The organism is Mesorhizobium sp. WSM4887 (assembly GCF_029625865.1).
Taxonomy (GTDB): domain Bacteria; phylum Pseudomonadota; class Alphaproteobacteria; order Rhizobiales; family Rhizobiaceae; genus Mesorhizobium.
On sequence record NZ_JARTVP010000012.1, the window covers coordinates 70,959 to 93,201 of the forward strand.

The 22,243-nt window shown below is 59.3% G+C and carries 14 protein-coding genes and 6 pseudogenes; 13 read left to right on the top strand and 7 right to left on the bottom strand.

What is annotated here, in order from left to right; all coding sequences use genetic code 11:
• Positions 1–203: 203 nt before the first annotated feature.
• Entirely contained in the window at positions 204–1,352 is a 1,149-nt protein-coding gene (locus tag P9230_RS28020) for a M20 family metallopeptidase (protein ID WP_063169328.1), read from the bottom strand.
• Between the two features lie 36 nt (positions 1,353–1,388).
• Positions 1,389–2,567, bottom strand: a complete 1,179-nt coding sequence (locus P9230_RS28025; RefSeq protein ID WP_063169329.1) for an aminotransferase class V-fold PLP-dependent enzyme — start codon at positions 2,565–2,567, stop codon at positions 1,389–1,391.
• Between the two features lie 844 nt (positions 2,568–3,411).
• On the opposite strand from P9230_RS28025, the gene P9230_RS28030 reads away from it, so the two are divergent.
• From P9230_RS28030 to P9230_RS28040, 3 genes are all read left to right on the top strand, one after another.
• On the top strand, positions 3,412–3,879 hold the full coding sequence (locus tag P9230_RS28030) for an Lrp/AsnC family transcriptional regulator (protein WP_063169330.1): 468 nt from the start codon (positions 3,412–3,414) through the stop codon (positions 3,877–3,879).
• Between the two features lie 409 nt (positions 3,880–4,288).
• Complete coding sequence (locus P9230_RS28035; protein WP_063169331.1) at positions 4,289–5,476, top strand: M20 aminoacylase family protein; 1,188 nt, start codon at positions 4,289–4,291, stop codon at positions 5,474–5,476.
• A gap of 79 nt (positions 5,477–5,555) precedes the next feature.
• On the top strand, positions 5,556–6,989 hold the full coding sequence (locus tag P9230_RS28040) for an amidase (protein ID WP_063169332.1): 1,434 nt from the start codon (positions 5,556–5,558) through the stop codon (positions 6,987–6,989).
• Positions 6,990–7,797: 808 nt separating this feature from the next.
• Here P9230_RS28040 and P9230_RS28045 read toward each other — a convergent pair.
• Positions 7,798–8,103, bottom strand: a complete 306-nt coding sequence (locus tag P9230_RS28045) for a hypothetical protein (protein ID WP_164548505.1) — start codon at positions 8,101–8,103, stop codon at positions 7,798–7,800.
• 2 nt (positions 8,104–8,105) lie between these two features.
• On the opposite strand from P9230_RS28045, the gene P9230_RS28050 reads away from it, so the two are divergent.
• The 3 genes and pseudogenes from P9230_RS28050 to P9230_RS28060 form a co-directional block, all read left to right on the top strand.
• A complete protein-coding gene (locus P9230_RS28050; RefSeq protein ID WP_272482847.1) occupies positions 8,106–8,435 on the top strand; it encodes an ATP-binding protein in 330 nt (109 codons plus the stop codon).
• Positions 8,436–9,206: 771 nt separating this feature from the next.
• On the top strand, positions 9,207–10,214 hold the full coding sequence (locus tag P9230_RS28055; protein ID WP_063169333.1) for an ATP-grasp domain-containing protein: 1,008 nt from the start codon (positions 9,207–9,209) through the stop codon (positions 10,212–10,214).
• Positions 10,215–10,402: 188 nt separating this feature from the next.
• Positions 10,403–10,683: pseudogene (locus tag P9230_RS28060) on the top strand (integrase core domain-containing protein); the annotation flags it as partial.
• Positions 10,684–10,731: 48 nt separating this feature from the next.
• Here P9230_RS28060 and P9230_RS28065 read toward each other — a convergent pair.
• Positions 10,732–10,971, bottom strand: coding sequence for an IS110 family transposase (locus P9230_RS28065; protein WP_063169335.1), 240 nt, complete (start codon positions 10,969–10,971; stop codon positions 10,732–10,734).
• 209 nt (positions 10,972–11,180) lie between these two features.
• Between P9230_RS28065 and P9230_RS28070 the strand changes: the two are divergent.
• From P9230_RS28070 to P9230_RS28100, 7 genes and pseudogenes are all read left to right on the top strand, one after another.
• Positions 11,181–12,385: pseudogene (locus P9230_RS28070) on the top strand (IS110 family transposase).
• Between the two features lie 419 nt (positions 12,386–12,804).
• Positions 12,805–13,185 carry a transposase gene (locus P9230_RS28075; RefSeq protein WP_199489649.1) on the top strand — a complete coding sequence of 127 codons (381 nt, stop codon included), beginning with the start codon at positions 12,805–12,807 and terminating at the stop codon, positions 13,183–13,185.
• Positions 13,182–13,534 (top strand): annotated as a pseudogene (tnpB, locus tag P9230_RS28080) (IS66 family insertion sequence element accessory protein TnpB). The gene P9230_RS28075 and the pseudogene tnpB overlap by 4 nt, the downstream one beginning before the upstream one ends.
• 69 nt (positions 13,535–13,603) lie before the next feature.
• Positions 13,604–14,921, top strand: a pseudogene (locus P9230_RS28085) (IS66 family transposase); the annotation flags it as partial.
• Positions 14,922–14,970: 49 nt separating this feature from the next.
• Positions 14,971–15,273 (top strand): hypothetical protein, encoded by a 303-nt coding sequence (locus P9230_RS28090; protein WP_063169337.1) that lies wholly within the window; start codon positions 14,971–14,973, stop codon positions 15,271–15,273.
• Positions 15,260–17,323 carry a recombinase family protein gene (locus P9230_RS28095; protein WP_063169338.1) on the top strand — a complete coding sequence of 688 codons (2,064 nt, stop codon included), beginning with the start codon at positions 15,260–15,262 and terminating at the stop codon, positions 17,321–17,323. Before P9230_RS28090 ends, P9230_RS28095 begins: the two co-directional genes overlap by 14 nt.
• A gap of 28 nt (positions 17,324–17,351) precedes the next feature.
• A pseudogene (locus P9230_RS28100) lies at positions 17,352–17,544 on the top strand (transposase domain-containing protein); the annotation flags it as partial.
• A gap of 44 nt (positions 17,545–17,588) precedes the next feature.
• Here P9230_RS28100 and P9230_RS28105 read toward each other — a convergent pair.
• The 3 genes and pseudogenes from P9230_RS28105 to P9230_RS28115 all read right to left on the bottom strand — a co-directional run.
• A pseudogene (locus P9230_RS28105) lies at positions 17,589–17,926 on the bottom strand (IS110 family transposase); the annotation flags it as partial.
• An 88-nt stretch (positions 17,927–18,014) separates the two neighbouring features.
• Entirely contained in the window at positions 18,015–19,880 is a 1,866-nt protein-coding gene (locus P9230_RS28110) for a CocE/NonD family hydrolase (RefSeq protein WP_127365890.1), read from the bottom strand.
• A 399-nt stretch (positions 19,881–20,279) separates the two neighbouring features.
• A complete protein-coding gene (locus tag P9230_RS28115; protein ID WP_082826581.1) occupies positions 20,280–22,112 on the bottom strand; it encodes a CocE/NonD family hydrolase in 1,833 nt (610 codons plus the stop codon).
• Positions 22,113–22,243 lie beyond the last annotated feature (131 nt).

Here is a 22,243-nt window from a genome sequence, read left to right on the forward strand (position 1 = left end):
GGTGGAAGATCATGCCCTCCCTATGGTGAAGACGCACTCTGCCTGTCGCAACAGAATTTCAAGCACGGGCGGCAAGATCTACGTGGGAAGCGCCGACGAGACCAGCGAAGATCGGGACGTTGCGGCCGCCACGCTCATGCAGCATCCGGGGCGTCCGCGGCCCAATGGACGGGGTTTGAGCACCCCCATCAGGCCGGCCACTCCTAATATGTGAGCATGATTCTCTGGTACAAATCAGCAGCCTTGGTCAGTTGATCGATTTCAACGAACTCGTTGTTCGTATGGGCTTGGGCAGTACGCCCGGGTCCGATAATCACACACGGGATCCCAGCCAATGACAGCTGATTTGCATCCGAGCCGCCGGTGGCTCCCTTCTGCTCTCCGGTCCCCGCGACGTGGGCACAAGCCGCTCCTGCGACTGCTGCAATTTTGCTCGACCCGGAACTGATTGGAGGCGGGTCTTCCAATGCGGGAAGCAATGACCGAACATTGATCTTGTCTTCGCCCTGGCGAAGGCCTTCCAGTATGCTTTCTACCTCCGCCAACGCGTCCTGCGGCCGCTCCCCGGGTATGAGACGCCGATCGACCCAGATACGGCATACCGGCGGTACAGTGGTAAGTTCCAAACCTCCTTCGATGAGGCTCACGGTCAGCTGTGATGACCCTACCAATGGGTGCTGCGCCCGAGACACAAGGGATCGATGGTGCTCATCAAGTGCCAATACCACCTTGGCCATGCCCGTGATCGCGTTCACTCCGAGATGAGGCTTCGACGTATGAGCCGGTACACCCTGAACCTCGATTTGCCAGCGGACAGAACCCATGTGAGCTACAACGAGCTCTAATTCGGTGGGTTCACCGACTACCGCACCCTCATAAGCGACACCGGAATCGGCTATAGCGCGGGCGCCAAGTTTGCGGTACTCTTCGTCAATGCTGGCTGCCACAACAACCGTGGCCCGGGGCTGCCGTTCACCAAGTGAGCTAAGCGCAATCAACATAGCTGCAAGTGAGCCTTTTGTGTCGCAGCTACCTCGCCCATATATTCGCCCGTCCCGTTGCTCACCCGAGAATGGATCTGATTCCCACCTATCGATAGGAACGGTATCCATATGAGCAATGAATAGAATACGCCTATCGGGTTCTTTCCCAGGTACCCAGGTCAGGAAATTCGAGCGACCATCGGCCACCTCCTGTATCCCGTAAGCCAGCTTCCGCTCCTTGCAAAAACCCTCGAGGAACTTGGCTACACCTTGCTCTCCACTACCTTTTGGCGACAGCGATGGATTGATGCTCTCGATCTTTATAAGATCTTGGAGAAGTCCGATAGTCTCGGCGCTCTGGGTCGACATGTACTCTCCTGTGTGCATGAACTAGCCGTGTCGCTCTTACTTCGACCAGCTCTTGGCCAGATTGATTACGCGATCGACTTCATCGGCGGTGTTGTAAAGATGCAGGGAAAACCGGAGCATGCCTCTGCGTATTGAGACGATTACCCCGTTCTTCGTGAAATGCTCGTGAAGCGACCGAATGCGGGCGTCGACTGGGCGCCCTTCAACAAGATCGCTGGAATCGCCAACGGCTACGATACTTCCAGTGTGAGCGCCTGGTGGCCCGCCGCAGACCGGAAGCCCGATATCTAAGAGACCAGTGGCCATACGTTTTGCGAGTGAGGTAACGCTCTGGTCGATCGCCTCGGTTCCGATATCAAGTAGCTGGCCCATTGATGCATATGCAGCCAACATGCCAGGGAAGTTGTAATGCCCGATATCAAAGCGGGGCGCGCCAGAGCGCAACTTTACAAAACTAGGTACCGGAGCTGATTCTGGCGCGTTTCCGAAATCTACGCTGAAGCGCGCAAGATAGGCCGGGCTCAGCCGATCGGCCCATTCTTTACGGCAATATAAAAAACCCGATCCATAAAGACCCATCAAACCCTTCACAGTGGACACTGCTACACCGTCTACGCCAAGTCGATTGACGTCGGTGTGGAGTATCCCAACAGATTGCGTCGCGTCCGCCAAAAGAAATGCACCGTAGTGCCTACAGGCTTCGGATATCTGCTCCATGACGGTCCGAAACCCCGGAACCATCGTCACCGTCGCCAAGGCAACAACGCGGGTATGAGAATCAATCGCCTTTACGAATGCATCAGGGGGAATTGAGCCGTTATCCGGCTCTACGACTCGCAACTCGACATTGTAGCGGTCTCTGATCTGAATCCATGGCAAGATATTATTTGCGTGTTCCAATTTTGGGCATAGAACGACGTTGTCTCCATCTCTCCAATCGATCGCATTAGCGATGATGTTGATGCCTTCCGATGCATTCTTGGTAATTGCAATTTCATCGTGATCTGAATTGATAAATTGTGCGAACCTAGCGCGAGTACGCTCGACGTGTTCGAGCATTCTTTCTTCGTCGTTTAGGCCATGCAGCCGATTGTTCAAATGAGGCTCGATTGAAGCCAATGTTGTGCTTGATATGAGGCCCTGGTTCGCGACATCCATGTAGATGGCGTTTGCTGTGGCTGGAAACTCCTTTCGGAGGATGTCCAAGGGAAGCATATGGCTTTCTCTCCTGGGAGTGCGGACGGCGGTTGAGCTACCTTGTTCAGGCGATCGTTCCGGCAAGGGTAAGAATGCCGCCAGACTGGTCTGCGCTGACCTGCCCATTTTACACGGTGCTCGTGCCGACTTTGGTCTAACATTCGGTCTCCCACGCCGCATTCCTGCGCCAAACCGCGATTCACGCAGAGATCGCGAGCCATTCTCGCGGATCACTGAAGCGTCTCGACGGAATGCAGCTGCAACAACTGCCTCACGAGAGATCAATTTGGGTAATTCTCAGACCGCGGATAGGGCTTCTTACCAGTGCTTGGAGCGACGTTAGCCTGACTGAGCCGACGACCTTCTCCTCCAGCCCCACACCCATGCGGATCATAGTTCACTCGCGGCCGACGCGCGAGGGCCGTAAGGCATCCGAAAGCCGGGGCCGGTTCATAGCCTGACTCTCATGGTCTCCGATTTATGCTGCAACGCCGACACCCTTGGTGATGTCGCTCCCTAACACGCTTGCCTCGAACTGATGCGAGCGTGCTGCAACTCATGTTTTCTGCGCCTGAGCAACGAGATCGGTAGGATCTTTTCGACCGGGGATCGCCCCCACCCGATCGAATCTGCCGTTCTTGCGCTGGCCCGCAACTGCTCACCAGCAACGCCCATCGATTCAGCGGCACCCCTCAGATAGTTATACTATGCCGGTATTGTGCGCAGATGGCGAAAGAAACGCCGATTTTCTGCGACTTGGACCGACTTTAGCGCCGAGAGGGCGTTTGGCACTTGCTACATTTTGGACGTACGGACTGGCGGCCTTGGCATTGGCCGATATCATCATGAGCAGAGATTGTGAATGGATCTGGATCGAATTGACCGGAAGATTCTCAACGTCGTGCAGCGCAACAATCGCCTTACGACAGAGGAATTGGGCGAACTTGCCGGACTATCGGCTACCGCTTGTCAGCGGAGATTAAAGCGACTTCGAGACGCTGGCGTCATCGAAGCGGACGTTGCCATAGTTTCACCGGAAGCCGTCGGTCGGCCCCTGCTCCTGCTGGTATCCATCACTCTCGAGCGCGATCGCGCCGATATCATCGATCGTTTCAAGCAGGCAATTCGGCGGACGCCTGAGATCATGAACGCTTACTACGTTACGGGTGAAGCGGATTTTATTATTACGGTCTCTGCTCAGGACATGGCCGAGTACGAGGCGTTTACCCGTCGTTTTTTTTACGAACATCTTGAAGTAAAGGGGTTCAAGACAATCGTTGTAATGGATCGGATCAAGGCGTCGTTTGCTCTGCCAATTGCTGAAGAGTAGCCTTCAAAAGAGCCCGCCCAGGCAACCACCACGCGCCTTCCGCGGGTCGCAGTTGTCCCGCACTTCTGAATGTCGGCTGTCCTATTTTGAATGGTCCCGCATATATACCAGGGCACCTCCTCTCAGCCTGCAGGTGTTATGCGCCAATGACCAAAAAACGATGATATTCTGCGGGACCAAGGCGCCCTTCGCGCAACCAAGCTCTTTGGCACTTGCTACATTCTGGGCGGAGCGGAATTCAGGATTGTCGGTCCCCGGCTAATTGGAGCGGCTTCAGTCGGCGGAATAGCTGGGGTGCCTACGTCGCACAGAGGATGCTGTGCTCCCGGCAGCGCGGAAACGGGTCTCCCGGCTCTCGCAAGGACAAAGCGTGAAATTCGCCTGCAACCGGCAAGAAAGGAAAGTCCCCGTGGCAATTCTCAATAGCGTCGCAGAGTTTCTCCCCGAGATAGTGGCTTGGCGCCGGGACATCCATGCACATCCCGAACTGGGCTTCGACATCCCCCGTACTTCGGCATTTGTCGCCGAGCGCCTGCGCGAATTCGGCTGCGACGCCGTCGCGACCGGCATCGGCAAAACCGGCGTCGTTGGCGTCATCAAGGGCAACGGCGTCGTGAGCGACGGTAACCCAAAGGTTATCGGATTGCGCGCTGACATGGATGCGCTGCCGATCAACGAAGCGACCGATCTGCCCTATGCGTCCAAGAACAAGGGCTTGATGCATGCGTGTGGGCATGACGGCCACACCGCGATGCTGTTGGGTGCCGCGCGCTATCTTGCCGATACTCGGAATTTCGCTGGAACGGCGGTCATGATCTTCCAACCTGCCGAGGAGATCGGTACCGGCGCCGTTGCCATGCTAGATGACGGTTTGATGGAGCGGTTCGGCATCGAGCACATCTACGGAATGCACAATCGTCCGGGCTTGCCGGTAGGTGTCTTCGGAATCCGGCAAGGTCCAGTGATGGCGGCAACTGATAGCATAGAAATTAGCATTGAAGGGCGAGGGGGGCACCCTGGAAGGCCTCATGAATGCATCGATCCGATTCTGGTCGGCGCTCAGCTTGTGACGGCCCTGCAGCATATCCTGGCTCAGAACATTGACCCTGTCGACTCGGCAGGAATTTCGTTCCACCAGTTCCAGTCCGGGCAGAGACTAGTCCCCGTCGTTCCGCAAACAGCGGAGTTGGTGGGCACCATGCGGACGCTAAAGCCGGAGGTGCGCAAGTTCGTGAAGGAGCGGGTGGGCGAAGTGGTCGCCGGCATCGCCCAGATAACCGGCGCGAAGATAGATATTAAATTTCAGAGCTTCGACGCAATTCTCTTCAATGAGGTCCAGCAGACCGACCTTGCGAGAAGCGCGGCCAAGGGCGTGGCCGGTGAAAACAATGTGCTCGAGACGCCACCGGTAATGGGGGGGGAAGATTTCTCCTTCCTGGCGCAGGCGCGGCCGGGTGCTTTCGTCTGGTGCGGGAACGGTGACAGCGCCGGCCTGCATCACCCTGCCTACAATTTCAACGACGAGGCGATTCCTTATGGAACATCGTACTGGATCAAGCTCGTAGAGAACACGTTGGGATCCCGTCCGACGTCTTGATGATCGGTCTGACAAGGGCCGCAGAACGAATGAATAACTGCCGTCTTATGCCAGGCTTGAATGTAGCGGACCTCGTAAAATGAAAACTCGTTCATCCGTGCCAACATCTCTTGAGGGTCTGTCGGCGTGCGAATGCCTGGAACTCTACCGAAGGCGGCAGCTCTCGCCTGTTGAAGTCGTCGATGACTGTCTCAGCCGCATCGACGCCAACAACCCGGCGCTGAACGCATTTTGCCTCGTCGACCACGAAGGGGCCAGGTCTGCTGCCCGGGCCTCGGAGGGTCGATGGATGAAGGGGGAACCAGCCGGAGTACTAGATGGCATTCCGGCCACCATCAAAGACCTCACCTTGACACGAGGCTGGCCGACAAGACGTGGCTCATTGTCCGGCAGCACCGAGGGACCCTGGACTGAAGACGCCCCTGTTCCAGCCCGTATCCGTGAGACCGGTGGCGTTATCCTGGGCAAGACAACCACTCCAGAATTTGGCTGGAAAGGGGTAACAGACAGCCCGGTCTACGGGATCACCCGCAATCCCTGGAATCCTGACCTGACACCAGGCGGGTCGTCGGGAGGGGCGGCAGTTGCGGCTGCGCTCAACCTTGGCTTTCTTCATCAGGGTAGCGACGGCGGGGGATCAATCCGGATACCGGCGAGCTTCACGGGGACCTTCGGCTTCAAGCCAACCTTCGGCATCGTTCCGCAATGGCCAGCTAGCGCCATGACAACGCTGTCTCATTTGGGGCCGGTGACCCGCACCGTTGCGGATGCGATCCTGATGATGAATGTGATTGCACGAAAGGACGCTCGCGATGGCTATGCGGGTCCGGCGTACCTAGGTCTCGACCCCGATCCAGCAAAGACCACCATCAGGGGCCTGCGGATCGGCTACAGTCGGAACCTCGGCTATGTCAAGGTGGCGCGAGATATCCAAAACGTTACCGATAATGCGATCGACCAGCTTCGAGCTCTTGGGGCCGAGGTGGCCGAAGTCAATCCGGGATTTGCGGATCCGGTGGAGGTGTTTTCTACATTCTGGTTCGCTGGCGCCGCCCGTATTGTGTCACGAATGAACAAACAGCAAAGACAATTACTAGATCCTGGCTTTCTGGAAGGTGCCGAACGCGGGCTGAAGATCACCCTTACCGAATTTCAGGAAGCTGAGGCGATGCGGTTCGAGCTCTCCGCTCTGATGGCGAAGTTCCACGAAAATTACGATCTCTTGGTCACACCGACGATGCCTATCGCGCCGTTCCCCGTCGGGCGAAATGTGCCGGATGATAGTTACAAGGGGTGGGTGGACTGGACGCCCTTCACCTACCCTTTCAACTTGACCCAGCAACCAGCAGCATCGATTCCATCGGGCCTGGATGATCAAGGGCTGCCCGTCGGGCTACAACTGGTCGGCGCGCGCTATTCCGACACCTCCGTCCTAGCCGCGGCATATACGATCGAAAGTCGCCTGGGGCTTCCTTCTTTCGCGAGGAGCAGATTCCACGCTGCCACCCCTTAAAACTTGAGACTGCCGCGCTCAAGCACCTGACGGCCTCCAAGCGGTCAAGCCACGGACGCGAATGTCATTCGATAAAGGGGCGCGGCGTCATAGATGGGCAGTCCTGTCCTACGACGGATTGCTGACGTCACCATCGGGGACAATGTACATTCAAATAGGAGTGCGTCAATCTTGGGATGTGCGGCGCGAAGTCGCGACACAGACTGCAACCCGGGGACTCCATTTCGGTAACACTAGCCGGCCGCGTATTACCTTCGATGCCGCCGATGGCTACTCTTGCCCCTGCGGATGAATCCATGCCCAGCAGCTCTTCGCCGCAGTGTCTTGAGTCTGCGGCCAGACGGCGAGCTTTGCGCCGGCCGGAAGCTGCCGGAGGAGCGTGGGCGCCAGTAGCAGGCTCGACATGGCCACGGGAAGTTTGACAGACGTGGCCAGTGCAGCCTGGCACCAGATACTGAAGCCGCAGTCCCTGGTTATCGCGACGGCTCCGCGCTCAACCAACCGCCTGGCAGCTGCAATGTAGGCCGGCTCGAGAGAGGCATCGCCAGGACTGACCCTCTCCGCCAAAGCCCCGGCCGCGGTCTCTATTATAATTGGGAAGTCGAAGTTGCCGGGTTGAAGACCGACCCCGATGCGGTGGCGGAAATTCACCAGGGCGCAAGTCCGATCTCCAGCCTGTGATTTTTGCAACACTGGCCATCCAATGAGGATCCAACTGCCGTCTGATCGTGACAATTCAGCTGCGTCAAATGCCTTTGCCGCCAAGATGGCGCGTATCGTCAGGTTGTGCTGACCAAGCTGGGACGCTCTACGAGCGCAGGAATCCTGCATTCGCCTGACGCTTCCGGCTCGGTTGCAAGGCTCGGGAATAGTAATGACGAAACAGTGGATCAGCACGCCGTAAGCCCAGTGCAAAAAATGCGGGCTTCGTGCCGAACCTTTTTTTGGAACGGCGGGCGCGGATCTCATCATTGAGATTACCGGAAAGCCTGTCCGGACTTTTCCGAAGCCGCACTGTTATCCTGTTCGAGAGCGACGCATCGATGGTTCCTTTCCCCGCCTCATCGACAAGCTCACCCGTGTCCACTTGGCTCATCCACGACGACTTCGGCAACCATGCTCTCTCCGATCAGCAGCGCTTCCACCTCTTCGAAAATCGTCGAGGAGCGCTATCAGAGAAAATCCACCCTGATCACCGCCCAGGTCCCCGTGGCAAGCTGGCACGACCTTATTAACGACAGCACGGTCGCCGACGCTATACACGACCGCTCGTGCACAATGCACACCGCATCGCCCTTCAGGGCGAGAGCATCCGAAGAAAAAAGCCTCGGCCCTCTTGACCGACTCCGAGAACACCGAAATCAATCAGCCCTACAGCAACCAGGCTGCCGAGGACCAACCTCGACGAACTGTCGGACTTTTGTGAAAACGCTGTCCGGGAATTAGCGGAATCGCTGTCCAGCTTTTGAAGCGCGCAATAACACTATGGCCGTCATCGAAATGAGCAAGGCGAAGTGCTGATTGCCGCGTTTGTTCCGGGATTAAGCGCCAGCCTCTCAAGAAGATTTATGCCGACTCGCCATCATTGTTGAAACTGCTGCAGCGCTCGCACGTTGAAGCCGGCCAGGCCGGGCATACGATTATGCGGATCGCCTTCGCCCAACTTCAATTCTGGACGCCAGGGCTCGATGTAAGGGACCGGCGAGCGTCAAAAGACTGCGGATGGGTCGCCGCTCGTCCCCTGGGATACGATCTCTGTCGGATTTTGTCGCGCCTGCGACATAGTGGTTGTGCGGGCCAGTTTAGTACCTGATATGACCGTAAGTTTGATATCAAACTCAAAGCACTGGCCGACGTGCATTTTGCGAGGTTGGCACGGTTTTTGAAGCGATCATTTCGCGTCGGAGCGCTCTCATCCGCCGGTTATCATCTGTTTTGGCATAAACCCTGCATAAGGCTTTATTGATGGTACCGCAACCCAACTCGCCGTCTTTCGAGCTACTTGGGCAAAAAGAGCACCGCCAGCGGAAAGGGTCGGGAACCGGAGAGGGAACCGGGTGGTGGACCTATGTTTGTGGAGGGGGTTGTGAAAAGGGTCAGCCATGGTGCTTCGAGCCTCTTGTACTCGTGCAGGTCGTCAATGTTGATATAGCGGTTGGCCTCCATCCAGTTTTCATTGGTTTCGTGACAGCAGACAAACGTCAAAGGAGATAGCTCATGCGAGTAGCCATCGTAACGAACAGTGATTTCAACGGTGTGATTAACCGGTTCGGTCAGCCTTGTCCGCAGCCGCCGCAGCCTTGGCCGCATAGCGGCACGTTGGAAGATGTGGTGGCGGCACTTCAAGAGGGCGGCCACGAGACGGTAGTGTGTGAAGGCGATAAAGGACTGCTCGCCAGTCTCGAGCGGTTCATGCCACCTGATCCGCAAGGTCGCCCCTCGGGAATGGTCTTCAACTTGGCGGAGGGAATTCAGGGCGAAAAGCGTTACACTCATGTTCCTGCCATGCTTGAGATGGCCGGTGTTCCATACACTGGATGTAGCCCCTTCGGGATTGGGCTGACGGGAGACAAAGTCATTACCAAAATGCTCATCCGCGATCAGGGCGTGCCGACTCCGAACTTTCGCGTGATGCGTCGCGGCACCGAGAACACCGGCGACCTGAGATTCCCAGTGGTAGTGAAGCCGCGGGAGGAGGACTGCAGCTTCGGATTGCAGATCATACATGAACACTCTAAGTTGCGGCAGGCCGTCGAAGTGATCGTCACGCAGCATGCTCAGGATGCGCTAGTGGAGGAATACATCGAGGGGCGGGAAATCTGCGTTGCGTTGCTCGGAAACGGGGAGCCCGAAGTTTTGCCTCTAGTGGAGCAGGACTTCGGTGACCGCGAAACGCGTGTTATGAATTGGGATGCGAAGTACGTGGCGGCCGCAGCGGTGCCCAAGATTTGCCCGGCGAAAATCGAGAGCGGGCTTGAGACGATGTTACGGGATATTTCGGTTGCGACCTTCCGTGCCTGCCACTGCCGGGACTATGCCCGCGTCGATTTCCGGATCGATCGCTCAGGCCAACCGTTTGTCCTAGAGATGAACTCGGTGCCGGCCCTTGGTATACACTCCAGTTATGGCACAGCTGCAACGGCCGGCGGACACAGCTTCGTAAGCTTGATCAATCGCATCCTCAATGTCGCCCACACCCGCTATTTCGGAATCGGCGTCTCATAGTGGATTGATCGGATCAAAAGAGTCCGATTTCGGGATTCCGTTTTGCGGTTTGGCGTGCGAGTTAGATGCATGCGCAATAGCATCCCCCTTCACCGTTTTGGCCAGCGACCGTCAGCGCCTGCAAGCGCTCGTCGCGGCGCCAGGAAGCCCGCAAGCACGTTCGGGGGCCGCATCGTCGCGCTGTGCTTCGAACCACGAAGCCAAAGCATACTTGGACCACCGGCTAGGTCGAGCGAATGAACCGCACCATCAAGGACGCGACGGGCAAGCGTTTCCACTACGACGATCATGACCAACTGCGTCGGCATCTTGCCGACTTTGTTGCGGCCTACAAATTTCGGCCGCAGGCTGAAGGCCCTCAAAGGTCTCACCCTACGAGTTCATCTGCAAGGCATGGGCTTCCCAGCCCGAGCGCTTCACTCTCAATCCGCTCCACCAAATGCCTGGACTTGTCTATTCGGCGTGTTGAAGTCAATCCCATTCAAGCTTCCTAGGCTGACCTGCCGACGCGATTATCCTAGCCTGATTGATGTAACCGCGGCGTCAAACCGAGATACGGCCCCACGTCCTTCGAATTCCTGAAGGGGGCAGGAATATCGACCGTGGCGTTGAAACCCAGTGCAACGATAGGGCCGACGCCCAGCACGGTCATCAACCGCCTGCAAACCGTGTCACCCCTCACGATCGACAACAGTCTTTCGTGTAGCACCGTGAACTGCTCGCAAAGTTTCCGACGGGCGGTGAGCAACGTCTCCATGATGTCTCGAGTTCCGGAATGTCACCGGAAGGGTCCCGGATGCGATCCGCGAATTTGCCGGCCGTCGACAATGCCAACTTTGAGACCGAAGTTACGAAACAGGCCACGGATGTCGTTCTCGATGGCGATGGCCTTTTCCTGAAGCGACTTGAGGGCCGTCAGCAGCGCCCGGCGATTCTGGGTCGTCAGCGTCTTGACAGTAAGACCGTATGTCCGCCTCTGCCGATGAGGTGGCTCGCCCTACACTGCGCGTCCGAGGGTTGCTCGGACGGGCCGAGCCGATCCTCACCACAGGAGGACGAGCCGTGGCGGATTATAGAGAAGCATTTGTCGGAATCGATGTTGCGAAGCTTAAGAACGCTATTGCGATTGCGGAGGCAGGCCGGGAAGGAGAGGTTCGGTTCTTCGGTGAGGTCGACGCGTCGGCGACCAGCATGCGGCGGGTCATAGGCCGGATCGCCAGCCGCTTTGATTACGTGCATTTCTGCTATGAGGCTGGGCCGACCGGGTACGGCCTTTATCGCCTGATCCGGTCGCTCGGGCACGAGTGCACCGTGGTTGCACCATCATTGATACCAAGGAAGCCCGGCGATCGGGTGAAGACGAACCGTCGAGACGCCATTTCCCTTGCCCGACTATTGCGCGCCGGCGAGCTGACCGCGGTGTGGGTTCCCGATGAAGGGCACGAGTCCATACGGGATCTTGTTCGCGCGCGGGCGGGCGCGGTCGAGACGCTGCGGGTCCATCGCCAGCAGGTGAGCGCATTCATGCTCAAGCACGGCCGTAGCTATCCGCGAAAGAAGAGCTGGACGATGCGCTATCTACGCTGGCTTCAGGAACAAGGTTCGATCATCCCGCGCATCAGATCGCACTCCAGGAGATGGTCGAGGCGGTGCGCGTCTCGAAAGAGCGGGTCGAGCGGCTGGAGCGTGTGATCGAAGAGTTCGTCCCGGCCTGGTCGCTGGCACCGATCGTGTGGGCGCTTCAGACATTGCGTGGGGTAGACCTAATTGTCGCCGTGACGTTCGTCACCGAAGTCGGCGACGCCAGCCGGTTCGAAAGCCCACGCCAGCTCATGGGATATCTCGGTCGGGTCCCCGGCGAGCGCTCAACCGGGGAGACAGTCCGGCGCGGCGGCATCACAAAGGCAGGCAACGGTCGGGTTCGCCACATGTTGGTCGAGAGCGCCTGGACCTATCGACATCCGCCCAAGGTCGGGAAGGCGAAGCTATACCGGTTGGAGCAGGCGTCACCGAAGGTGCGTGAGATCGCCTGGAAGGCGCAGTCCCGCCTGACAGCCCGCTACCGCATGCTGAGCGCTCGGGGCAAACGGACAACGGTCGTCTGCACCGCGATCGCCCGTGAACTGGTCGGCTTTATGTGGGCAGTCGCAAGGGAGGCGCGCGTCACCTGATCGCTCGCCGCGATGGCGCACATATCGCGCATGGGCGGAGGCGGGACCACGGCAGGGGAATGCCCGTCAGACGCTTTGTGGCCGGCAAATCGACCGACGCCCGCAGTAAGATAGGAACAGCCCCGGACGCACAATCGGGAATGCGGTAGCCAACCCGCGCATCAGAGCTTGATCACCGACGTCCTTCAGTTCCGCCTCCCCACCCATGCGCGATCATCAGAATGAGCAGCCGTTCCTCGGATCGGGCGACCTCATGCGTTCCAAACCTTGACAGCGGACATCAGAGCGGTGTTTCCGGACCACCTTTCGGGAGTGGTCGCGATCTGTGAGGTTGCCGATCCTGTATTGGGATCGGAGATCGGCTTGTGTCTGGACTTGACCTTACGCTTGACCCGGAGCGGCAGCTTCGGCGTTTCGAGGTGATCAACGGTGCCGGCGGTCGGCGTCACTGGTCGGTGGATGACAAGGCGCGGATCATCGCAGAGACGCTGGAGCCGAATGCGATCATTTCCGAGGTCGCCCGCCGTTATGGTCTCAGGCCGCAGCAGGTCTTCGCCTGGCGCCGCGAAGCGCGCAAACAGGCCGCTTCGGTGCAGCAAGATTCTCCTGCCTTTGTGCCGGCGGTTGTGGCGGCGGCGGAACCTGCAGCCAGCCGTTCACCGAAGCAGCGGAAACGGCAAGCCACCCGAGATGCCGGCATGATCGAGCTTGAGATCGACGGCATCGCGATGCGCGTCGGCCGGGGCGCCGATACCAAGACGGTGGCCGCAGTGATCCGCGCGCTGAAGGCGACGTCGTGATCGGGCCGACGGGTGCGGTCAAGGTCATGGTGGCGACGAAGCCCGTCGACTTCCGCAAGGGTGCGGAGGGATTGGCGGCGCTGGTGCGAGAGACAATGGGGGCCGATCCGTTCAGCGGGGCCGTCTACGTCTTCCGGGCGAAGCGGACTGACCGGATCAAGCTGATCTTCTGGGATGGCACCGGGGTTTGCCTGCTAAGCGTTTGGAGGATGGGGAGTTCCGCTGGCCGAAAGTGCATGACGGCATGATGCGGCTGACGGCCGCGCAGCTCTCGGCGCTACTCGAAGGTCTCGACTGGCGGCGAGTCCATGAGGCGCGCCGGACCCGCGTGCCAGCCCAGGCGGGCTGACCCGCGACGAAGTGAATCAGCCTAGATTCCGCTGTCGCGGGCTGTCGGCGAATATGGTCTGATCCGTTCATGGCGATGACGGCTGACCAGCTTCCCGACGATCCGGACGCGCTGAAGGCGATGGTCCTGGCGCACGACGTCGAGAATGCCCGTCTGATTCAGATCATCAAGGAATTGCAGCGTCACCGCTTCGGCCGGCGTGCCGAGACGCTCCCCGAGGATCAATTGCTGCTGGGGCTCGAAGAGGCGGAGCAGATCGAGGCCGCCGGTGAGGAAGAGAAGGAGCAATCTGCTCCCGCCGAGCGGCAAGCAAAGGCCACGAGGCGCCGGGCCAACCGGGGCGCGCTGCCACCCCATCTGCCGCGCGTGGAGATGGTCGTCGACATCGAGGACCATGCCTGCCCATGCTGCCGCAATGGCTTGCATCGGATCGGCGAGGACGTGAGCGAGCGGCTCGACATCGTTCCGGCGCAGCTGCGTGTAATCGTCGTGCGCCGGCCCAAATATGCCTGCCGCGCCTGCGAGGACGTCGTGGTTCAGGCTTCCGGCGCCGGCCCGGCTGATCGAGGGTGGTCTTCCGACCGAGGCAACGGTCGCCCAGGTGCTGGTCTCAAAATATGCCGATCACCTTCCGCTCTATCGTCAGGCGCAAATCTACGCCCGGCAGGGTATCAATCTCGATCGCTCTACGCTCGCCGACTGGGTCGGCCGCGCCGCCTGGCACCTGCGTCCGGTGCATGAGCGGCTGCTTGGCAAGCTGAAGTCCTCGGCAAAACTCTTCGCCGACGAGACGACCGCGCCGGTGCTCGATCCCGGCCGCGGCAAGACTAAGACAGGTCAACTCTGGGCCTATGCCCGCGATGACCGACGATGGGAGGGGAGCGACCCGCCGGGCGTCGCCTATGTCTATGCGCCGGACCGAAAGGCCGAGCGTCCGATCGCTCATCTCGCAGGCTTCACCGGAATCTTGCAGGTCGACGGCTATGGCGGCTATCGCGTGCTGGCCGACAAAAGCGGCGTCACGCTCGCCTTCTGCTGGGCGCATGTCCGTCGGCGCTTTTATGAACTGGCAGCAGCCGGTCCCGCGCCGATCGCCAGTGACGCGCTGAGACGGATCGCCGAACTCTACAAGATCGAGGATGACATCCGTGGCCGATCGGCCAACGAGCGCCGCGCGATGCGTCAGGACAAAAGCCGCGCCATCGTCGCCGATCTCGAACCCTGGCTGCGTGAGAAGCTCGGCCTGATCAGTCAGAAGACCAAGCTCGCAGAGGCAATCCGCTACACGCTCTCACGCTGGGAAGGCCTCTCGCACTTCCTTGACGACGGCCGCATCGAGATCGACAGCAACACCGTCGAACGCTCGATCCGTCCGATCGCAATCTCGGGGTCATTCTGCCCATGTTGGGCAGGAGGTCGAAGTCCCGTGCGCAGCAATGGATCTGGGCTCCCCGCGCGCGTCGCTTGCTGCACTGCTTGAACTGAACAAGCTCTTGATCCAGCGCCGTTTCCGGCGAGGCTCTCCGGATGGTTTCATCATCGGGGAGACTCAAAATGAGAACCTTGCCGCCACCGACACGATCTCTCGTGATCGTTCGCCAGCTCAGCATGCGCTCGACTCGCACAAGCTAGTCGGGCTGAGCGCAGCGCAACGAACGATCGTGATCGCCCGGCTCGCCAATGTGCTGATGGCCGCCGCCGGTATCGTGACGGAGGAGAGCCGCGATGACGAGCCGTAATCTGATTCCGGCCACCATCCTCAAGCGCAAGGCCGTTGTCTATGTACGTCAGTCCACGCAGGCGCAAGTGCAGCTCAATCTTGAGAGCCAGCGTCGGCAATATGAGCTGGTCGACGTCGCGCGGCGCTGGGGATTCCGCAAGGTTGAGGTGATCGACGAGGACTTGGGACGCACCGCAAGTGGAGCTGTGGAACGTCCCGGTTTCGAACGCCTGGTCGACGATCTGTGCACCGGTCATGTGGGCGCTGTGCTTTGCCTGGAGGCGTCCCGCCTGTCTCGCAACGGACCGGACTGGCATCGGCTGCTCGAGTTGTGCGGCGAAGTCGATGCACGGGTGATCGATCTGGACGGAGTCTACGATCCGGGACTGCCGAACGATCGCCTGCTGCTCGGCATGAAGGGGAGCATAAGCGAGTTCGAACTCGGGGTGCTGCGTGCTCGCATGTACGAAGCTGACCGCGCCAAGGCACAGCGCGGCGAACTGCGCATCTCTGTGCCCTTCGGCTACGTCTGGCACCGGGATTACGGTCTCGGGTTCGATCCCGATATACGCCTGCAGGAGACCATTCGCCTGATATTCGCGCGTTTCCGCGAACTCGGCAGTGCCCGCCAGGTCCTGATCTCGATGATCGACGATGGCGTGCATTTCCCCAGACCCTCCGACGGCAAGAAGATGGTGTCCTTCGCCTGGGTTCCGGTCCGCTACCGCAACGTGATCTCCGTCCTGAAGAACCCGTTCTACGCCGGCGCTTATGTCTATGGTAAGAGCGAGAAGCGCACCGAGATCGTGGATGGCCGCGTCCGCAAGAGCTATGGTCATTACAAGCCGGCCAGCGATTGGGCGGTGGTGCTCAAGGAGCATCACGAAGGCTATATCGGATGGAGCGAGTACGAACGGAACCAGGAACTTCTCGCCGCCAACGCCTATGGCAAAGCCGGCGGCGTCAAGTCGGGCCGCGGCGGTCGCGCGTTGCTCCCGGGTCTTCTCTCCTGTGGTCGATGCGGGCGAAGACTGGTTGTCACGTATGCCGGACGTGGCCAAGGTTACCCGGTCTATCGTTGCGAGAACACCATGATGGCGCAGGCGCGATGCATGTCGTTCAACGGCTTTCGCACCGATGCGGCGGTGGCCCGCGAAGCCTTGGAGGCGGTTGCGCCGATGGCGATCGAGGCGGCGTTGGAGGCTGAACAGATGCAGCTGGAGAGCGAAGCCAGGCGGCGGCAGATGATCGAGATGGACCTGCAGCAGGCACGCTATGAGGCATCGCTCGCCGAGCGCCGCTACGCCGCCTGCGACCCGGAGAACCGGCTTATAGCGGCCCAGCTCGAGAGGAACTGGGAAGCTAGGCTCAGGCGCGTGGAGACCTGCGAGGCCCGGCTCAGTGAAGTCCAGCGTATGGAGCCTGTCGACGCGATCCCTGACTTCACCGGCCTCGCCCAGGATCTCGAAGCCGCCTGGAATGCGCCGGGTGTCGATATGCGGTTCCGTCAGCAACTGCTGCGCGCGCTCATCAAGGACATTGTGGCGGACGTCGATGACGACGCGCGCGATGTGATCCTGACCATCCATTGGCATGGGGGCCAGCATTCCCAGGTAAGGGTTCGCAAGTCCAAATCCGGAGAGCATGGCCAGAGTACGCCTGAGGAGGCTCTGGCGGTCATGCGATCCATGGCAACGCGATGGTCGGATGCCGAAATCGCCGCCACACTCAACCGCATGGGCATGAAGACGGGTCAGGGAAAGACCTGGACGGCGCGACGCGTCCAATCCCTGCGCACGGTGCACAAGATCAGCGGCTATCGGTCTTCCGACAAGAACGGCGAGTGGCTTACCATGTCGGACGCGGCCGCGAAGCTTGGCGTGTCGCACGTCAAAATCCGCCGGTTCGTCAGGGACGGCATATTACCAGCCGAGCAGGTCATGCGCGGCGCGCCCTACCAGATCCGCGCCAGCGACCTTGAAGATGAACGGATCAAGGCCGATTTGGCGCGCAAATCTCCGCGTATCATCAACGACGATAATCAGAAATCGCTGTTTCCCGCCATTTGAAGAGGGGGTGCATAATGAATCAGTCTTCGCGCTCAACCGCAAGAACGCGCTCTTCGCAGGCTCTGACGGCGGCGCCGAACACTGGGCAGTCATCGCCTCGCTGATCGAAACCTGCAAGCTCAATGGTGTCGAACCGCTCGGCTTATCTCGCCGATGTCCTCACCAGGATCGTCAACGGCCACCCCAACAGCCAGATCGACGATCTCCTGCCTTGGGTCTACATCAACAAGCTCGAGCTCAAGGCCGTGGCCCGAGAATACCGCTTACTCTTGACATGCACGGGCCGGAACAGGTTAACCCGCATATCTGCGCGATGCCGCGAGCATGGTTGCGGTCGGTCTTGTTGACCTGTGCCTTGAGAACGCCTTGGAATGACGGGGCTCGATACAGGTCACGTAGTCCGGCTGCCGCCAGACCAACCATTGGGATAAGGGGCCGGCTTCAAGCCTGATCCGGGCGAGATTCCATGCGGGGTTCTTCAATGCGTCAGCAAGATCGTCCGGATGACTAGCAACCTTCATCTCTCGGCAAATTCGGCGCCCTTCTCACGATGCAAACGGTGGTCTCTTTCACGGAGACGTCCAGTCCGGCATAATTTTTCATGCTGCGCTTCCTTTCCTGATGCTTGTGGCTGTTCACACAGACCACGTTTTGTCATCATCTCGAAGCGCAGCACTTCAAAACAACCCGTTCAAGGCGGGGGGCAAAGCCGAATACCACAATCTAAACACCTAGCGATGCTGTTCAAATTCGCCTTGCCGGCATGGGACCCCATCGCTGTCATCACAGGAAGCAGTACGTGGGAGGGGAACTGCTCGCAGTGATGAATCGTGTTCCGAGCCACTACCCATTCAGTTTCGTCCCAGTTGTTACCTCCCGTATTCAGGTTGCGGTCGAACCGCGGGAAGGCCGAACTAGTGATTTCCAGGCGAATTTGATGGCCGGCCGGAAACCAATTACTTGTGGCGTCGAGATCAATCTCGATTTTGCATATAACGCTCGGTTCCATGAAAACAGCCCGATCAAAGCCCTCGCGATAGCGGACGCGCAGTATCCCGTCCACCACGTCAATCGCACGGCCATCGGGATGTACGTCCAACAGTCTGGCCACGAAGTCCGTGTCCGGGGCCGAAGAAGAGACGAAGAGGACCGCCCGGACAAATCCGGTAACCTCCATGCCCTCTGTGAGGGGCGGTGAAGTGAAGCAGAGGACGTCTGGACGAAGCTGGACGTCCTGGTAATCGCGGGGTCCTATAGTAGTTCCACTTGACTTCCCGCCGTCCATCCCCAAGAACGGCGCCGGATCCCCAGGGTCGTAGGTAAACGTGTCAGCCGGCTCGTCGGCACTCGGAGGCTCTACATCAAGAGTCCCGTCGCCTAGACGGGTCGCGGCATTCCCGCCGCTGCGGAGGAACCAGTGCTGCAGTTCCACACCAAGAGGGGGCCATTCTGACGCGGCACGCCACTCGTTGCGACCCATCACGTAGTACTGGACGCGGGGCATTCCCTCGATCCGGTCGGGCTTGTCGTTCAGCCAGCAGTCGAACCAGTCCAGGTAGATCTGCCAGCAATCCAGGCGCGCGTCGCCCAGCTCGCGCTCGCCGATAACCGTCGGGGCTTTGAGACTCTCGGTGCCACAATGCGTGGCTGGCGACAGAATGATATGTTGGTGATCGCGTGCCGCCGGGCTCAATCCGCGAGCACTAAAAACGCGCTGCTGGTGAAGCGCGTCGGCAGCCCCCACGTCGTACCACGAGTTCACGAACAGGGCTGGGACGTCGATGGTCGAGTCCTCGCTAAGCATCCCATTCCGATCCCCCCAGGGATCGCCTGGGTCACGCGAGACCCAGTCCTCCCAGTCAGTCGGCGGTCCCCCAAGGCTCTTAAGCATGTTGACGAGCGGCAGCGACGCGAAAGCCCGCTGATACTCCTCATCGCTTTTCGGTTGCACTCGGGACCGGTCCTTCGCTGCGGTTTGGTGGAACCAGGGGACAAACGCGGCAACCTCCACCGCACCGCCGAGACGGAGATCCCCGTTGCGATATCGCCCTCCGGCAGAGCCGTTCGCGCCGCCCGATCCCTGCGCAATTGCGCATCGGTGGGCTGGATGGCACAACTGCGCCAGCAAAACCTGCGCGATACCAAGCGCCGAGCACCCATATGTGCCCACGCGTCCATTCGACCATGGCTGCTGCGAAATCCAGGACAGCGTGTCATAACCGTCGTCCCCTATATGTTCCCTAGCGTATACGCCGCCGGAATCGAAGACGCCACGACGCTCCTGCACAAGTACAGCGAACCCTTGTCCAGCAAACATTCTTGCCACTTTGTGGCGAGGCTCAACCGGACAGCGATAGGGCGTCTTACCGTATGGAGTTCGGATAAGGATTGACCCGAGTTCCCCAGTGTAACCAATAGGCCGATACAGGTCCGTGGCGAGCTCAACGCCGTCCCGCATTGGAACGCGCAAGCCGGTCTGCAAAACCACTTCGTATCGCGGCGTTGGCGGTTTAATCGGGCCTAGTTCATTACACACTTCAGAGTGCCTCCCAGACATTGAGACTGATTCAAGATGGAGTGGCCAATTTCGACGGGTCTCAGCATTCTATCTGCACGGTGGTGTGTTCGTCGCATTCACAGTACAACGATGAACTCTGTGCCGTTGCTAAGTTGTTTGAAAAGAAACTCAACCGTGCTTCTCTAGCAGGTCCGGCACTCAATGATGGCGCGTTGCCACCCCAATTTCCCTATTGCTTAAATCAATGTGACAGCGCGCCTACGCCGCTGTGCAAAACATCAATTGTGAGTCTCACCGCCATTATGTGCCGATCCATGGACCCCCATTCCATGCTGATTGACGCGGGCCGATGGGGCAAGCTGCTTGATGTGAGAAGCGACGGGCTCCCCGACCGATCGCAGCTTGTTATCACCGTTTGTTTGAAATAGTGGAGGTAGGCTAGCCAGGCGGCAAGCTGTTCAAATTCGCCTTGCCGGCATGGGACCCCATCGCTGTCATCACAGGAAGCAGTACGTGGGAGGGGAACTGCTCGCAGTGATGAATCGTGTTCCGAGCCACTACCCATTCAGTTTCGTCCCAGTTGTTACCTCCCGTATTCAGGTTGCGGTCGAACCGCGGGAAGGCCGAACTAGTGATTTCCAGGCGAATTTGATGGCCGGCCGGAAACCAATTACTTGTGGCGTCGAGATCAATCTCGATTTTGCATATAACGCTCGGTTCCATGAAAACAGCCCGATCAAAGCCCTCGCGATAGCGGACGCGCAGTATCCCGTCCACCACGTCAATCGCACGGCCATCGGGATGTACGTCCAACAGTCTGGCCACGAAGTCCGTGTCCGGGGCCGAAGAAGAGACGAAGAGGACCGCCCGGACAAATCCGGTAACCTCCATGCCCTCTGTGAGGGGCGGTGAAGTGAAGCAGAGGACGTCTGGACGAAGCTGGACGTCCTGGTAATCGCGGGGTCCTATAGTAGTTCCACTTGACTTCCCGCCGTCCATCCCCAAGAACGGCGCCGGATCCCCAGGGTCGTAGGTAAACGTGTCAGCCGGCTCGTCGGCACTCGGAGGCTCTACATCAAGAGTCCCGTCGCCTAGACGGGTCGCGGCATTCCCGCCGCTGCGGAGGAACCAGTGCTGCAGTTCCACACCAAGAGGGGGCCATTCTGACGCGGCACGCCACTCGTTGCGACCCATCACGTAGTACTGGACGCGGGGCATTCCCTCGATCCGGTCGGGCTTGTCGTTCAGCCAGCAGTCGAACCAGTCCAGGTAGATCTGCCAGCAATCCAGGCGCGCGTCGCCCAGCTCGCGCTCGCCGATAACCGTCGGGGCTTTGAGACTCTCGGTGCCACAATGCGTGGCTGGCGACAGAATGATATGTTGGTGATCGCGTGCCGCCGGGCTCAATCCGCGAGCACTAAAAACGCGCTGCTGGTGAAGCGCGTCGGCAGCCCCCACGTCGTACCACGAGTTCACGAACAGGGCTGGGACGTCGATGGTCGAGTCCTCGCTAAGCATCCCATTCCGATCCCCCCAGGGATCGCCTGGGTCACGCGAGACCCAGTCCTCCCAGTCAGTCGGCGGTCCCCCAAGGCTCTTAAGCATGTTGACGAGCGGCAGCGACGCGAAAGCCCGCTGATACTCCTCATCGCTTTTCGGTTGCACTCGGGACCGGTCCTTCGCTGCGGTTTGGTGGAACCAGGGGACAAACGCGGCAACCTCCACCGCACCGCCGAGACGGAGATCCCCGTTGCGATATCGCCCTCCGGCAGAGCCGTTCGCGCCGCCCGATCCCTGCGCAATTGCGCATCGGTGGGCTGGATGGCACAACTGCGCCAGCAAAACCTGCGCGATACCAAGCGCCGAGCACCCATATGTGCCCACGCGTCCATTCGACCATGGCTGCTGCGAAATCCAGGACAGCGTGTCATAACCGTCGTCCCCTATATGTTCCCTAGCGTATACGCCGCCGGAATCGAAGACGCCACGACGCTCCTGCACAAGTACAGCGAACCCTTGTCCAGCAAACATTCTTGCCACTTTGTGGCGAGGCTCAACCGGACAGCGATAGGGCGTCTTACCGTATGGAGTTCGGATAAGGATTGACCCGAGTTCCCCAGTGTAACCAATAGGCCGATACAGGTCCGTGGCGAGCTCAACGCCGTCCCGCATTGGAACGCGCAAGCCGGTCTGCAAAACCACTTCGTATCGCGGCGTTGGCGGTTTAATCGGGCCTAGTTCATTACACACTTCAGAGTGCCTCCCAGACATTGAGACTGATTCAAGATGGAGTGGCCAATTTCGACGGGTCTCAGCATTCTATCTGCATGGTGGTGTTCCAGCCCACCTGCCTGTGCAATACCAGATGGAATACGCTCATTGGGGTGGCGCTGATTGCATGC